The organism is Shewanella sp. SM68, from assembly GCF_025653925.1.
In the GTDB taxonomy this organism is placed as follows: domain Bacteria; phylum Pseudomonadota; class Gammaproteobacteria; order Enterobacterales; family Shewanellaceae; genus Shewanella; species Shewanella oncorhynchi.
This window is the reverse complement of sequence record NZ_JAKKRU010000015.1, coordinates 1-16,463: the sequence shown is the minus strand read 5'-3', so window position 1 is coordinate 16,463 and position 16,463 is coordinate 1. Positions and strand designations below refer to the sequence as shown.

The following is a 16,463-nucleotide window of genomic DNA, read 5'->3' as shown; positions in this document are numbered from 1 at the left end:
AACGGATTGAATGAGAATTAGAGGAAAACATGAGTAACGAAATCAAAACTCAGGTAGTGGTATTAGGTGCAGGTCCTGCAGGTTATTCTGCGGCTTTCCGTGCTGCTGACTTAGGTCTGGAAACCATCATAGTTGAACGTTTTAGCACTTTAGGTGGCGTGTGTCTTAACGTGGGTTGTATCCCATCTAAAGCCTTACTGCACGTTGCTAAAGTTATCGAAGAAGCCAAAGCGGTTGCCGCTCACGGTGTGGTCTTCGGCGAGCCAACTATCGATTTAGATAAGTTACGTGGCTTTAAAGAAAAAGTCATTGGCCAATTAACTGGCGGATTGGGCGGCATGTCCAAAATGCGTAAAGTTAACGTGGTTAACGGTTTTGGTAAATTCACTGGCCCTAACACGCTAGAAGTGACTGCTGAAGATGGCACTGTGACTAAAGTGACTTTCGAGCAAGCGATCATTGCAGCGGGTTCTCGCCCAATCAAACTGCCATTTATTCCGCATGAAGATCCACGTATTTGGGATTCGACTGACGCATTAGAACTGAAAGAAGTTCCAGGCAAGTTGTTAGTGATGGGCGGCGGTATTATCGGTCTAGAAATGGGTACTGTGTACGCATCTTTAGGCAGCCAAATCGACGTGGTTGAGATGTTCGACCAAGTGATCCCTGCGGCTGATAAAGATGTGGTTCGCGTATTTACTAAGCAAATCAAGAAGAAATTCAACCTGATCCTTGAAACTAAAGTCACAGCGGTCGAAGCCCGTGAAGACGGTATCTATGTTTCTATGGAAGGTAAGAGCGCGCCAACTGAAGCCGTTCGTTACGATGCCGTATTAGTGGCTATTGGCCGTGCACCTAATGGTAAGTCGTTAGATGCTGAAAAAGCAGGTGTTAACGTTGATGAGCGTGGCTTTATCAAGGTTGATAAGCAACTGCGTACTAACGTACCGCACATCTATGCAATTGGTGACATCGTTGGTCAACCTATGTTGGCTCACAAAGGCGTGCACGAAGGCCACGTAGCGGCTGAAGTTATCGCTGGCATGAAGCACTACTTCGATCCAAAAGTCATCCCATCAATTGCTTATACTGACCCAGAAGTCGCTTGGGTTGGTTTGACTGAGAAAGAAGCGAAAGAGCAAGGTATTGCTTACGAAACCGCAACTTTCCCATGGGCTGCAAGTGGTCGTGCGATTGCGTCAGATTGTTCTGAAGGTATGACTAAGCTGATTTTCGACAAAGACACTCACCGCGTGATCGGTGGTGCTATTGTGGGTGTTAACGGCGGCGAGCTGTTAGGCGAAATCGGTCTAGCGATTGAAATGGGTTGTGATGCTGAAGATTTAGCATTAACCATTCACGCTCACCCAACACTGCACGAATCAGTCGGCTTAGCGGCTGAAATGTACGAAGGTTCTATTACTGATTTGCCAAACCCAAAGGCAAAGAAAAAGTAATTTAGCTGTCGATTAAAAAAGCGCTCACTTGAGCGCTTTTTTATTGCCTGTATTTTTTTGTAACTTTTATGTAAACAAGCGGATGAATTGAAGGGATTGAGCTGCTACAGTACAGTTATACCCAAGCGACCTCAAAATACGAGTTTCAGAGCGCCCAGGGTGCTTCAATTCAAGGCGCATCAATGAAAAAATGTGGCCACCTTTTGAATTGATGCAACACGGAAGTGGAGTGCTCTGGGTGCTCCGTCCCGGTGGCTGATGTTAACCACGGGGTAACGCACTTTATGCGGTGTTGGCTATTTTTGACTTAGCCCACTAGGCCTGCAAATAGCCGTCTTGCCTAAAGTGCGTTAAATTCCCGCTGAATGCTGCATTTTGAGGTGGTTTGGGTATATGTATGAAGTAAGTTGTCACATGCAAACAAAAATAATTAGAACAATTCTGACATGTTTCATCCTTTCACTGATTAGCGTCCATTCGGCTTGGGCGGGCGGCTTTGTGCAGCGTGTTTTTACCGATAGAGACGGTTTAGCTGTCACCAGCATCCGAGGTTTAGCCTTAGATGACTATGGTTTTGTATGGGCAGCGACTGAGCAGGGCTTGTATCGGGTCAGTAATTCTAAGGTGCGGCGCATTGATAAAATTGGCACGGAATCACGGCTTGCGGATGACTTTTTAACGACAGTGGTAAACATCGACCGAGACAAGTTATTGGTCAGCACCAATGCCGCGATTTACCTTTACGATATAGTACAAAATCAATTTACCGCGTTTGGTTCTCCCTATCTATTCCCGCAGTTTCCAGGTGGTGCGCTGATATCGGCAGCCCGCAAGAATAGCAAAACATGGCGATTATTAATTGATAATGGTCAGATCTATGAGTTTTCCCCTTCAAAGTCTGAACTGCGCCTTATCACCCAATTAGCTGTTAATCGCGACCTTCCTTGGCGCAAGTTATTGCTTATGCCCAATGGACACATGTTGGTTGCGGGGCAGTTGCAACTAGAGCTCCTCGATAACAAGGGCGAACGGCTGTTCCAATACCCTTGGACCGAATCTATGGGCAGTATTCTCGATATGTTGGAGGATACTCAACATAGGATCTGGATTGCGACAGGGCGTGGTGTTTATCAATTAGATCAAATCGCTCATCAAATTACACCTGTGCCAGAATTACCCGATTGGAGCACAGCGATCATTGAAGATGCTAAAGGGTATTTGTGGTTTGCCAGTCGTATTGGCTTGTTAAAATGGTCGCCTGAGACGCGGTTGATTGAGAATTATCAGCAAGAGTTGAAGGCTGAGGCCAACATGGAAACGCTGAAAGCCATGTTGTTTGATGATGCAGGCTTGATGTGGGTTGGAGGCTCTGGTGATGGATTGGCATTGTTAGCGTCACCGCCTGATTTCATTCTTGATACTTATGCGGCAGATGAACCCTATCAGCTGAGCGATGCCATGACTTGGTCTGTACATGCCAGTGATGAAGGGGTTTGGCTCGGTTCTTCCAGTGTAGATTTTGTTGCTAAGGGCAGTAAAAAAGCGGTTAACATTCCGATTGAGGGGTTTAATCCCCACGAAAGTATTTATGATATTAGTGAGTTTGAGGACCATTATTTACTGATCTCAACAACCAGTGGTCTTTTTGTTATTGATAAAGAGACCTTGCAAGGAAGTAGTTTTTCTAAATGGACTCACGGTCAGGATGACTTTAAAAATAAGCTCATATATAAAACTTATCGGGATCCCAAACTGAAAGGACGCGTCTGGATTGCGACTACCACGGGACTCTATTTTTGGGAAATGGGACTCTATGAGCCCCAGCCATTTGATATTGATAAGTCATCGAACGAATTTGATGGCCCCAAGCGGCCAGTGATCCGCACGATTTATCGTACCTCTGACGGTCGTCTTTGGGTTGGCGGTAAAAAAGTCTTTGGTTACATAGACAGTCAAAACGAGTTTCATGATCAACGGCACTTATTTAATGCTTTTGCGGCACAACCAACGATTAGCCATATTGAAGAAATGTCCCCGGGAATTATCTGGTTTGGTTCTTATGAAAAAGGTTTGTTTGAATATCAGCAGCAGGCGGAATCGTTAGTTTCACTGACTTCCGAATGGCAATTAAATTGTAGTTCAGTGTTTTTTATTCAAAAGACCCCTAAGTCAAATCTTGTGGGTTGTGCTGATTCTTTGATTCGTCAGGATATTCAAACTGGCAATATCGCCATGTTTAATCAACTCGATGGTTTGATTTCCGATGAAATGAACGAGGGCGCTTATTTTTATTCGCCAAAAACAGGCTTTTACTTAGGAACACCTGAAGGTGTGATGCGACTCGATGTCAATAGGCTGGTCAATCGTATAACCGATGACCATGTGATGCTTGAATCTGTCTCTGTGTACTATAACAACACGACAGAAGTATCCTTGTTGCCGCGTAACCTGATGACCATCAAACCCGATGCGAATATGGTGAGTTTTCAAATCACTAACTTAGATTACCTCGATGATTCGCCAATTCAATTTAAATACCGATTACGTTATCAGGATGAAGATAGCCATTACGTCTTGTTGCAGGGGGAATCTCAGATCAACCTCGCAGGATTAGCGGCGGGTGGCTATGTGTTAGATATTTTGAGTCAAGTTAATGGGATATGGTCAGATAAGCCGTTCTCTTATCCTTTTTATGTTGAGCAGCATTGGTGGTTATCCCAAGGTTTTAAAGGTATTTTGCTGCTGTTATTTTCAATTATTGCTTTAAGTCTTGCTTGGTATCGACAACGACAGATCAATACATTTAAGCAGATGAATCTGGCATTAACGGAGAGTGAGGACAGGTTAAGGCAGTCTTTGCGCGGCAGTGACTCAGATCTCTGGGAGTGGCATAAAAATACTCAGGCATTTCACCTTGATAATCGCGGTTCGGTGCTTGGTACGCATGCCAATGAGATTGTGGTGAGCTTAGAGGATTTACCTGTGCATCCGCAGGATAGGGAGAAAGCTCTCGCTCAGTGGGATAACATGATGGCGGGTGAGATTGACCGATTCGAGGCCGAATATCGCTATCAGCGTAAGGACGGTAATTGGGGATGGCTTAGGGTTAGAGGGCGGCCAGTTGCTCGCAATAAGTACTCAAATGAAATTGAACGGGTCGCGGGTATTTATAGCGATATTACTGTGCAACGCCAGCTAGAAGATGAAATTAATTTATTGGCGAAAGCGTTTGGCAATACCTCTGAAGGTGTGTTGATTTTAGATGTCGAAGGCGGTATTCGCGTTGCGAATTACGCTGCGCAACAAATTATTGGTATAGATTCTGACGACTTAGTCGGGCAACCATTTGCACAATTCGTACAGATGAATGACGGGTTAGCATCGGAGATTAAGCAACTTCTCCGTGATAGTCAGTCTTGGACCGGAGAGCGTGAGTTAATCCGCGCCAATCAGCAACTTTGTCCTGTGTGGCTAAACGTGTCGGTGATGCAAAGCATTAACGGGAAAGTAACCCACTATGTGGTGGTATTTTCTGATATTACGGAGCGTAAACGTACTGAAGCCGATTTACGCCGTTTGGCTAATTACGATGTGCTTACTGGGTTGCCAAATCGCTCCTTATTTTCTAGCCGTCTATTACAGTCGATTCAAGCTGCACAACAAACAGGTGAGAAACTGGCGCTACTGTTTTTAGATCTCGATAGATTTAAGCATGTTAATGATTCCTATGGTCATAGCATGGGCGATGCTCTGCTGGTCGAAGCATCAAGCCGACTGCAATCTTGTATTTCCAGCGAGCATTTACTCTGTCGTTTTGGTGGCGATGAATTTGTGATTTTACTCCGCAATGCAAACAGCATTGACGATATTAACCATGTCGCCGAGCGCCTGTTGGAGCAAATTGTCGCGCCTTTTAAGTTATATGGTCGGGAATTTTATATTTCGACCAGCATAGGCATCAGTATTTGGCCCGACGATGCGGTGCAGCCAGAGGCTTTTATCAAGAATGCCGATCTTGCTATGTACCATGCCAAAGAAGAAGGGCGAGGGAATTTCCAATATTATTCCTCGGAGCGTAATGCTCAAGCCCTCTATCATTTACGGCTTGAGGCCGATTTACGCAAAGCCATAGAACGACAAGAGTTCGAGCTTTATTATCAGCCGCAAATTGATATTTTACGTAACGATAAGCTTATAGGTATGGAGGCATTAATTCGCTGGAAACATCCGCTGGACGGGTTTATTCGTCCCGATATTTTCATCAAAGTCGCCGAGGCCTGCGGTTTAATTGTTGATATTGACCGCTGGGTATTAAGACAAGCCTGTGTGCAGGGAGCCAATTGGACTAAGCGCTATGGCTCGGGCTTTAAGTTGTCGGTTAATATTTCGGCTGTGCATTTTAGGCAGCCAGATTTTATTGAAGATATCCAAAGAATTTTACAAGAAACCCAAATGCCAACTGCATCTTTAGGATTAGAAATCACCGAAGGCGTATTGATGAAGGAGTTGCATGTCGCTAAAGACCATCTTACTCGATTGAAATCTTTGGGGATCGAGGTTGCCATCGATGACTTTGGTACTGGGTATTCTTCACTGGCTTATTTGCGTAATTTTGAAGTCAATACCCTAAAAATTGATCGCTCCTTTTTGATTGATATCGCCACTAATACCGCAGATCAAGCGATTGTGAGCAGTATTATTGAATTAGCCCGTAACCTTAAATTAAATGTGGTTGCTGAAGGGATTGAGACGGTTGAGCAGTTAGAGCAAGTCTTTAGCCGTGGCTGTTATATTATTCAAGGGTATTATTTTGCTAAACCTATGTGCGTTGATGATTTTGAGCGCTATTTAGAGACAGATAACAAAATCGTCTCTATTGATCATTAAGCTAGAAACATAGTCTATTATTGGCTCGCGAATACTTAATATTTGTACAGCTGATGGGCAATCGTCTGCACGATATAAGCCTGTGAGCTTGAGATGTAAACGTTATCGTCTTCAGTGGTGATGGATATTTTGTTTAGCGGTTTATTCAATTAAACTTCATCTGTTTGTATAAAGAGTACACAAACTTATCACTAGTCGGTCCAGATAAAATATGACTGACGGTTAAATTGATAAGTTTGTTAATATAACTCGGATTTTTATCCCATAAAAAGTAGCCTCACATGATGCGTCAACTACTCGCTTCTATTATTTTGTGTTTGTGTGTTACCCCGTCTTTGGCTGCAGAGCGCCTTAAAATTGGTGTCGTACTCAGTGGTGGTGGTGCTAAAGGCGCCGCTCACGTGGGCGTGCTCAAAATATTAGAAGAACATAACATCCCAGTCGATTATATCGCGGGCACCAGCATAGGCGCCTATGTCGCTGGCATGTATTCACTGGGTTACAGTGCGAGTGAAGTGGAAGCTATCATGATGGGGGTCAACTGGGACAGTGGCTACTCGGACACCATACCGCGCAATATTTTGAGTTACAGGGATAAACAGTTACGCGACCGTTACAATATTCCGTTAAACATTGGCTATAACGAAGGCCAAGTGAGGGCGCCAAGTGGTCTGCTACGTGGACAGACTATGTCACAACTTTTACGTCAGTCGACAGATCTGGTACAGCAATTTGGTCATTTTGATGATTTAGCCATTCCCTACCGAGCGGTTGCAACCGACTTAGAAACTAGCTTACCTGTGGTGATTAGTCATGGCAGTATGGTTAAAGCCATGCAAGCGTCTGCAACTGTACCTGGTGCACTTCAGCCAGCACAAATTGAAGGCAAGTTATTGGTCGATGGTGGTATTGCTAATAACATGCCCGTCGATGTGGTTAAGGCCATGGGAGCCGATATTATTATCGCCGTCGATATTGGTTCGCCTCTGGTCAAAAAAGATAAATTAGACAGTACTATCGCAGTGCTCGATCAGCTCTCTAATTTTTTGACCAATGCCAGCACTGAAAAACAAAAACAATTACTGACAGATAAAGATGTATTGATCCGACCCGCGATTGACGCCCTCAGCACCACTGATTTCACTATTATGCCGCTGGCATTAACCCTTGGAAAAGAAGCCGCTAATGGTCAGCTTTATAAGTTGAGCAGTATGAGCGTGAGCCCTGAGGAATATGCCGCCTACGTCGAGGCTAAAAAAGCCAAAGGTAAATTATTAATGGCGGATGTACGTCATCCCATTAATGAAATCGTATTTGAAAACCAATCTAAGGTGAGTTTGAATCTCTTGACGGAAACCTTGGATATTAAACCTGGGCAAGCTGTATCTAAAGACGAGCTTAATGAGGCGTTAAAGCGTATTTACTCCCTCAATAAATTTGAACGTGTCGATGCTGAATTTGTAGAAGGTGAGGATGGCCGCATACTCACAGTCACCACTAAGGCTAAGTCTTGGGGGCCGAATTATTTCCAACTGGGCTTTAATTGGGAGGATGACTTTAATTCAGAATCTGCCATCAGTTTTGATATGGCTTATACCATGACCGATTTGACCTTTAATGGTGGCGAGTGGCGCAATGAGGTCAAACTCGGTATTGAAAAGTTGTTTGCAACTGAGTTTTATCAGCCTTTAGATAGGGATCAACAGTTCTTTAGCCGTGCCCGCTATCAATACGATACCCGTGATTGGGACTTATACAATAATAACAGTCGTATCTTAACCTTCGACAAGAAAACCCATACTATTGAATTAGGCATAGGTTATAACTACACCTTACAAGGGATGATTGAGTTAGGCTTAGTCGCAGAGAAGGGGTCGATAGTCAATGATGTTTGGCTAACGCAGGACTTAGATTTTAGTTCCTATGGTGCTTACTTTAGGTTCGGTTACGATAGCTTAGATAGCATTAGCTTTCCAACATCAGGTAATCGCGTAACTTTAAACGTCTATGTGCGCAATGAAGATTTCAATGACATTATCGACGATAATCAAAACCAATTTAGCGTGCAAATAGAGGCCGACTGGAAAGGTGCCTTGAGTGTAGGTAACCACGCTTTTGTTGGTAAGGCATCGATTGCTACCAACAATAATGATGGTGTCAATATGCTGCATTTATCTGAGCTGGGAGGATTCTTAAACCTGTCTGGTTACCATAAAGACTCCATTATGGGCGCACATAAAGTGTTTGGGGCCTTTATTTATCAATATGATCTCGGGCGTGATGCGCTAGGTATGACAGATTATCCTCTATACCTAGGTTGGAGCTTAGAGGCAGGGAATGTCTGGGACGAGCGCACTGACGTCACCCTGACCGATCTGATTTATGCATCGAGTCTTTATATCGGTACAGATACTTCCATGGGACCCGCGGCACTTGGTTTTGGGATCACAGATCTTGGCGATAAGTCTTTCTATTTATTTGTGGGTAAAAACTTCTAGTTTGAGATTTGTGTAAAGAACTTAAGGGCATGACTGAGGTTGTGCCCTTACTTTTTGGTCGATGGAAAAACTATAAGCGTCATCCCTATGGAAGTTATCTTGCCGAAATAGCTAAGGGTGTCGCTAAAGTGTCATATCCTTTTACAAAATCTTACTACTGTGAGGCGTGCCAAGATGCTAAGGTTTTGCGGGAAAAATAATAACTCTCAACGGAAGCTGGGGAAAGTAATGAAGAAGATAAGCACACTGGCACTGAGTATCGCCTTGAGTTTAGGTTTAGCGGCTTGTAGTACTGAGCCTAAAACTGAAGCCGTCGCGGTGTCTGGCATTGAATTGCAAAACTTTGATGCCTCAGTCCGCCATCAAGATGATTTCTATTACAGCGTTAATGGAAAATGGTTGGCGAATACGCCTATTCCTGCTGACAAATCTAATTATGGCGCGTTTTCTGTGTTGTACGACCAAAGCCAAGATGCATTGAAGAAAATTATCGACGAAGCGGCCGCTAAAAAGAATCCTGCCGCAGGCTCGAATGAGCAGAAAATCGGTGATTTCAATGCCAGTTTCATGAATACCGATTTACTTGAAACCTTAGGTGTTACACCACTAAACCCTTTGCTGGCCAATATCGCAGCCGCAAGAACGCACGCTGACTTACCCGCTGTTATGGGCAAGTTACTGACGACGGGTTCTAGTATTCCCTTTGGTTTTTACGTCAATAATGACGCTAAAAACTCAACTCAGTATGCGGTGTATTTAAGCCAGTCTGGCCTTACGTTGCCTGACCGCGATTATTACCTAAAAGATGATCCTAAGTTTGCCGCTAATCGCCAAGCCATGGCCAAGTATGTGACAGACATACTGACCGAAGCGGGTTACAAGGACGCTAAACGCGCGGCTAAAAACGTCGCCGACATCGAAATGATGATCGCCAAAAGTCAGTGGAGCCGAGTCGAATCCCGTGATGCCAACAAGGCATACAACAAGTTAGATGGTGCTGAACTGCAAAAGTTAACCGGTCAATTCGATTTTAATGCCTTTGCTGCGAGTGCGGGCTTAGGCGATAAAGTGACTGAAGTGATCGTGCGTCAGCCCTCTTATTTTGAAAAACTCGGCGCCAGTTTTGAGACATTCCCTGTATCGGCTTGGCAAGATTATCTTGCGTTCCACTTAGTGGATAGCTACGCCGAGTTACTGAGTAAAAACTTTGTTGATTTGAACTTCGCCTTTAAGAGCAAAACCTTAATGGGTATCGAAGAGCAGCAGCCACGCTGGAAAAAAGCAGTTGATGGCGCCGACCAAGTGATTGGTGAGTTAGTGGGCGAAGAGTATGTTAAGCAATACTTCAAGCCAGAAGCTAAAGCGCGCATGGAAACCATGATCAAAAACTTGATCAAAGGTTTTGAAGTCAGCATTAATGAACTTGAGTGGATGACGCCAGAAACCAAAGTCGCCGCCCAAGAAAAACTGGCTAAATTTACTTACAAAATTGGCTATCCAGATAAATGGAAAGATTACTCAGGTTTAGATATTAAGGCTGACGAGTTAGTGGGTAACTACATGCGTTACGCTCAGTTTGAATATCAAGACATGATCAACAAGCTAGGCAAGCCAATTGATCGTACCGAATGGGGTATGACACCACAAACGGTGAATGCTTATTACAGTCCAGTGAAAAACGAAATCGTCTTTCCTGCTGCGATTCTGCAACCGCCATTCTTTAATATGGATGCCGATGATGCCGTTAACTACGGTGGTATCGGTGCCGTGATCGGCCATGAAATTAGCCATGGTTTTGATGACCAAGGCGCTAAATACGATGGTGATGGCAACCTGCGTGATTGGTGGTCAGATAAAGACAGAGAAGAGTTCCAAAAGCGCGGTAAGCAGTTGTCTGCCCAATACTCAGGTTATGAGGCAATGCCCGGCAAGTTTGTTAATGGTGATTTGACCTTAGGGGAAAACATCGGCGACTTAGGTGGTTTAACCGTAGCGGCACGTTCGTATTTGATGAGCCTTAACGGCAAACCAGCGCCTGTGCTCGATGGTTTAACGGGCGAGCAACGCTTCTTTGTGGGTTGGTCGCAAGTATGGCGCCGTAATTATCGTGATGAAGAGCTGAGCCGTCGTTTGCTGACAGATCCGCATTCACCAAGCCATTATCGTGCCATGGGTACGCCACGTAACGTGGAAGCCTTCTATAAGGCCTTCGATATGAAAGAAGGCGATAAAATGTATTTAACACCAGATGAACGTGTAAAAATTTGGTAATAAATTCAGCAGATTGAAATAAAAAAGCCAGACAATGTCTGGCTTTTTTATTGATGACCATAATCTAGGATGCTGCCGATTAATGTCCGTAACCTAAGGATTCAATTTTTGTGACTTTATTATCAGTGGCATACAGGCGGCGCATTAAGCGTGTTGGTCCAAAGTCATAGGTCCATTCTTGATACTCAGTCGGCAACTTGCTAGGATCGATCACCCTGTCTCCGTTAGCGTTGAGATAAGTCGCTGGCAGACTGTATTCTCGAATATCGCTGGGCGAGCCGCATTTATCCTGCACAGTCGTTAAAGTATCGCCCGTATTGATCACTTGTTGTTTACAGTGCATGGTCTCACCTGCGCTAGCGGGTAAACAGGTGGACATGAGTATTAAGCCCATGGGCAGTATTAAGGATAGGTACTTCACATTGAATTCCTTCTGGTGCATACACCATTCTGTCATTTATCCGTAGGGCAAAGACTAAGCTTATCTGCCCTGCAGAAACTCGGTGTGTTGTGACGTTATTTTGCCAAAATTGTTGTTAATGCCAACAAACTCTCGGCCTGATGATGGGCGATAATCCACTTAGCATCGCCTCTTTGTTCTGGCGCAGGGATCGCGACCGTTTGCATGTTGGCTGCTCTGGCGGCAATTAAGCCGTTAAAGGAATCTTCGATGGCAAGACAACAACGGGGATCAACATCTAACGCTTTAGCGCAATTCAAATAAACTTCTGGGTGGGGTTTGCCATAGATTAGGTGTTCAGCCGATTCTATCGCCATAAACTTTTCACTGAGATCTAACTTCGTTAATACTGCTTGGATAATGGTGTTTGGGGATGAAGTCGCTAAGCCGATTTTAAGGCCAAACGCTTGGCAGTGGTCAATCGTTTCGTAAACGCCCAGCATAGCTTCGCCGCTAACCAGAATTTCATTTGCAACTTTATCAACAATCGTTTGGCTGACCTTGGCATTATCATAGTGTGGCCAAGGTGCCTTGTGGTACCAATAATCGACGCATTGATCGATGCGTAAGCCCGTGGTTTGTTGAATCGTTTCTATCGTCACTGGCACGCCGAGTGCGGATAACACTTCATACTCGACTCGCTGCCATAGGGGTTCTGAATCGATTAAAACGCCATCCATATCAAAAATAACGGCTTGAATGCTAAGGGATGTCATTGGTACTCCGATGGACTAAGGAAATAACTGAGATATGCAGTAAATTAAGCCTGAGTGTAAGTTCTCGCACTGCATCTTAAAAGCCAAAATGCAGCAAGATGAGAAAAATTTATACCTATTTGCTCTCTGACACGGAAAATTGCTTGTTCGATTTAAAATTAATAAAACATTGTTAACTATTTGTAGTGTATGGTTTTTTGTCTGTTTTCAAACTATTGTCTAATTTCACTTGTTTTAATCTTCCCGTAAGTTGGCATTCGCCGCCGGATTTAGTCCTTATTTCGCTTTTTGCCGAGTGTGACCTGATTCATACTTTTGCAAAGGTGTAGTATACTGCAGGCCGGAAATACGGGTCGATCATGTCGGACTGTCAGCTTCAATTAAGAAGACGTGCAGTTTCGTTGTTAGAGCGCCAAACAAAGAGGAATGTTGCCGTGCTAGAAGCATATCGTAAACACGTCGCAGAACGTGCTGCAGAGGGCGTAGTCCCTAAACCATTAGATGCACATCAAGTGGCTGAACTGGTTAAGTTAGTTCAAAATCCACCCGCAGGTGAAGAGGCTTTCGTTCTCGACCTGCTTGAAAATCGAATTCCCCCAGGTGTTGATGAAGCTGCTTATGTTAAAGCTGCTTTTTTAGATGCGGTTGCCAAAGGCACTGAAAAATCACCGATTCTGTCTGCTGAGCGTGCTACTGAGTTGTTAGGCACAATGCAAGGCGGCTACAACATCGAACCTCTGATCGCGCAGCTGGATAATCCAGCGTTAGCACCTTTAGCTGTTAAAGCGTTATCTCACACTCTGCTGATGTTTGATTCTTTCCACGATGTGGTTGAGAAGATGGAAGCGGGCAATGAGTTTGCTAAGCAAGTGGTTGAAGCGTGGGCGAATGCAGATTGGTATTTAAGCCGTCCAAAACTTGCCGACAAAGTCACTCTGACAGTATTTAAAGTTTCTGGTGAAACCAACACCGATGACTTGTCACCTGCACCAGATGCATGGTCACGTCCTGATATCCCATTGCACGCGTTAGCTATGCTGAAAAACGCCCGTGATGGTATCGAGCCTGATGTTGCTGGCGCCGTTGGCCCAGTGAAAAAAATCGAAGCATTAAAAGCACAAGGTCATCCATTAGTATATGTGGGTGACGTTGTGGGTACGGGTTCATCACGTAAATCTGCGACTAACTCAGTACTGTGGTTTATGGGCGATGATATTCCATTTGTACCCAACAAGCGCGCTGGCGGTTTCTGCCTTGGCGGTAAAATTGCACCGATTTTCTTCAACACTATGGAAGATGCGGGCGCACTGCCAATCGAGCTTGACGTAAACAAGATGGAAATGGGCGATGTAATTGACATCTACCCATACGCTGGTGTGGTTAAGCGTCACGATAGCGACGAAGTGATTTCAGAATTCAGCTTAAAAACTGAAGTCTTGTTAGACGAAGTTCGTGCTGGTGGTCGTATTCCATTGATCATCGGTCGTGGTTTAACTGACAAAGCCCGTGACGTATTAGGCTTAGGGTTATCTGACGTCTTTGTACGTTCTCAAGATGTCGCTGATACCGGTAAAGGTTATACACTTGCGCAGAAGATGGTCGGTAAAGCTTGTGGCGTAGCGGGTGTGCGTCCTGGTCAATACTGCGAACCTAAGATGACGTCTGTCGGTTCACAAGACACGACAGGTCCTATGACCCGTGATGAGCTGAAAGATTTAGCTTGTTTAGGTTTCAGTGCTGATTTGACTATGCAGTCATTCTGTCACACTGCGGCTTATCCAAAGCCAGTTGATGTGAACACACATCATACTCTGCCAGATTTCATCATGAATCGCGGCGGTGTATCACTGCGTCCAGGTGACGGTGTTATCCACTCGTGGTTAAACCGTATGCTGCTACCAGATACCGTTGGTACGGGTGGTGACTCACATACGCGTTTCCCAATCGGTATTTCATTCCCAGCAGGTTCTGGCTTAGTAGCGTTTGCTGCTGCGACTGGCGTTATGCCACTCGACATGCCTGAATCAGTATTAGTGCGCTTCAAGGGCAAAATGCAACCGGGTATCACACTGCGTGATCTGGTTCATGCTATCCCATTAAAAGCCATTGAACTGGGCATGCTGACCGTTGAGAAGAAAGGTAAAGTAAACATCTTCTCTGGTCGCGTACTGGAAATCGAAGGTCTTGAAACCTTGAAAGTTGAACAAGCTTTCGAACTGTCAGATGCTTCAGCTGAGCGCTCTGCTGCCGGTTGTACCATCAAGTTAGACAAAGAACCTATCATTGAATACCTGAACTCAAACATCATCATGCTCAAGTGGATGATCGCTGAAGGTTATGGCGATCGTCGTACGATTGAACGTCGTATCAAAGGCATGCAAGAGTGGTTAGCCAATCCTGAGCTGATGAGCGCCGATAAAGATGCTGAGTATGCTGCAGTAATCGAAATCGACTTAAATGACATCAAAGAGCCAATCCTGTGTGCGCCAAACGATCCTGATGATGCCGTTTTACTGTCATCTGTTGCGCAAACTAAGATTGATGAAGTGTTCGTCGGTTCTTGTATGACCAACATCGGTCACTTCCGCGCAACCGGTAAGATGCTAGACAAGTTTGCTAAAACCCTGCCAACACGTCTGTGGATTGCACCACCGACTAAGATGGATAGAGATCAGCTGACTGAAGAAGGCTACTACGCGATTTTTGGTCGTGTAGGCGCGCGCATCGAGATCCCAGGTTGTTCACTGTGTATGGGTAACCAAGCACGTGTAGCTGAAGGTTCAACTGTGGTATCGACTTCTACCCGTAACTTCCCTAACCGTTTAGGTACAGGTGCTAACGTTTACTTAGCCTCTGCTGAACTGGCTGCGGTTGCTGCGCTGTTAGGTCGTCTGCCGTCACCTGAAGAATATCAAGAATACGCTAAAGAGTTAGACGCAACTGCAGCTGACACATACCGTTACTTGAACTTTGATCAAATCGAGTCTTACACAAAAAAAGCATCGGAAGTGATCTTCCAGACAGCTGTGTAATCGATTGCCGTTAAGGTAAGTTGATGTAAAAAGCCAGCGTAAGCTGGCTTTTTTGTGGGTTTGTTTTATTTCTACATCTATATGCACCAATGAACCCTATCATAGTCATGCTTTAGTTCTTACATCGCAAACTCGCTACTTACTAATGGTCACGCGTTGTCGCCATTAAAACAAATCCATTTAAGCCGATCCGTAGGTCAATCACACGCTTAGCCTCGTTTAATCTTCATTTTAAAAGACGAAAGTCTTCTATTTTTATAACTACTAACAAATCATCTGATGGCTTTTGGCTATACATAATGCGAAACAAAGGCGTAGTCTTGACTGAATTGTGGATAACTTTGGGGGTAAGTGGTGGGTATGGTGTGGCTAGATTAGATAATTAGCATTAACTGCAAATTTCCTGAAAATAGGGGTTGCACAAAATCTCCTGCTGCCTATAATGCGCATCCACTGACACGGCAGACGGCGTTAAGCTGCCTGATGTGACAGTTCATCGATGAGTTTACTGATTGATGAGTGTTGAGAAAGTTTGTAAAAACTCCTTGACGCGAAACGGGAAATGCGTAGAATACGCAGCCCTAGCCAACTGGAAGCGTTCGACGCTCAGTGTGGTACTCAAGTTCTCTTATGAATATTGAGTTGCTCTTTAACAAGATAAAACAAGAAATCTGTGTGGACACTCACAGGTGTTGAGTTAATCGAAACTGCTTAGCCTTCGGGTTGGCAGTCAAAAATTTAAATCAATGTTTTCAAGTCATTCTCCTTAACGGGAAGCATGATTGAGTGTTCATAGTAATATGTATATACAGTAATGTATGAATTGAAACGCGATGCTTCTTAGTGAGCAAAGCGAATCAAAACAGTAGAATTCATTGAGCCGCTGAAGTCGTAAGACGGAAGCAACAAAACTTTAATTGAAGAGTTTGATCATGGCTCAGATTGAACGCTGGCGGCAGGCCTAACACATGCAAGTCGAGCGGCAGCACAAGGGAGTTTACTCCTGAGGTGGCGAGCGGCGGACGGGTGAGTAATGCCTAGGGATCTGCCCAGTCGAGGGGGATAACAGTTGGAAACGACTGCTAATACCGCATACGCCCTACGGGGGAAAGGAGGGGACCTTCGGGCCTTCCGCGATTGGA

The 16,463-nt window shown here is 44.6% G+C and carries 7 protein-coding genes and 1 rRNA gene; 6 read left to right on the top strand and 2 right to left on the bottom strand.

Annotation, left to right across the window (positions count from 1 at the left end; all coding sequences use genetic code 11):
- The first annotated feature begins 29 nt into the window (after positions 1-29).
- The 4 genes from lpdA to L5M40_RS19630 all read left to right on the top strand — a co-directional run bounded on the left by lpdA (position 30) and on the right by L5M40_RS19630 (position 11,113).
- A complete protein-coding gene (gene lpdA, locus L5M40_RS19645; RefSeq protein WP_105250398.1) occupies positions 30-1,457 on the top strand; it encodes a dihydrolipoyl dehydrogenase in 1,428 nt (475 codons plus the stop codon).
- Positions 1,458-1,850: 393 nt separating this feature from the next.
- Positions 1,851-6,344: an EAL domain-containing protein gene (locus L5M40_RS19640; RefSeq protein ID WP_263257113.1), complete on the top strand. Its 4,494-nt coding sequence runs from the start codon at positions 1,851-1,853 to the stop codon at positions 6,342-6,344.
- Positions 6,345-6,625: 281 nt separating this feature from the next.
- Entirely contained in the window at positions 6,626-8,842 is a 2,217-nt protein-coding gene (locus L5M40_RS19635) for a patatin-like phospholipase family protein (RefSeq protein ID WP_263257111.1), read from the top strand.
- Between the two features lie 228 nt (positions 8,843-9,070).
- Complete coding sequence (locus tag L5M40_RS19630) at positions 9,071-11,113, top strand: M13 family metallopeptidase (protein ID WP_263257109.1); 2,043 nt, start codon at positions 9,071-9,073, stop codon at positions 11,111-11,113.
- 79 nt (positions 11,114-11,192) lie between these two features.
- Here the strand turns inward: L5M40_RS19630 and L5M40_RS19625 are convergent, their stop codons facing one another.
- Together L5M40_RS19625 and hxpB are read right to left on the bottom strand one after the other, a co-directional pair.
- Positions 11,193-11,534 carry a DUF2845 domain-containing protein gene (locus L5M40_RS19625; protein ID WP_028759308.1) on the bottom strand — a complete coding sequence of 114 codons (342 nt, stop codon included), beginning with the start codon at positions 11,532-11,534 and terminating at the stop codon, positions 11,193-11,195.
- A 95-nt stretch (positions 11,535-11,629) separates the two neighbouring features.
- Complete coding sequence (gene hxpB / locus L5M40_RS19620) at positions 11,630-12,289, bottom strand: hexitol phosphatase HxpB (RefSeq protein WP_198573086.1); 660 nt, start codon at positions 12,287-12,289, stop codon at positions 11,630-11,632.
- A gap of 434 nt (positions 12,290-12,723) precedes the next feature.
- On the opposite strand from hxpB, the gene acnB reads away from it, so the two are divergent.
- Together acnB and L5M40_RS19610 are read left to right on the top strand one after the other, a co-directional pair.
- On the top strand, positions 12,724-15,321 hold the full coding sequence (gene acnB / locus L5M40_RS19615) for a bifunctional aconitate hydratase 2/2-methylisocitrate dehydratase (protein ID WP_105250395.1): 2,598 nt from the start codon (positions 12,724-12,726) through the stop codon (positions 15,319-15,321).
- A gap of 914 nt (positions 15,322-16,235) precedes the next feature.
- A 16S ribosomal RNA gene (locus L5M40_RS19610) occupies positions 16,236-16,463 on the top strand; the annotation flags it as partial.

Excerpts from the sequence above, each read along its gene's own strand:
- lpdA (WP_105250398.1), top strand. The coding sequence starts at position 30 with ATGAGTAACGAAATCAAAACTCAGGTAGTGGTATTAGGTGCAGGTCCT.
- L5M40_RS19640 (WP_263257113.1), top strand. The coding sequence starts at position 1,851 with ATGTATGAAGTAAGTTGTCACATGCAAACAAAAATAATTAGAACAATT.
- L5M40_RS19635 (WP_263257111.1), top strand. The coding sequence starts at position 6,626 with ATGATGCGTCAACTACTCGCTTCTATTATTTTGTGTTTGTGTGTTACC.
- L5M40_RS19630 (WP_263257109.1), top strand. The coding sequence starts at position 9,071 with ATGAAGAAGATAAGCACACTGGCACTGAGTATCGCCTTGAGTTTAGGT.
- hxpB (WP_198573086.1), bottom strand. The coding sequence starts at position 12,289 with ATGACATCCCTTAGCATTCAAGCCGTTATTTTTGATATGGATGGCGTT.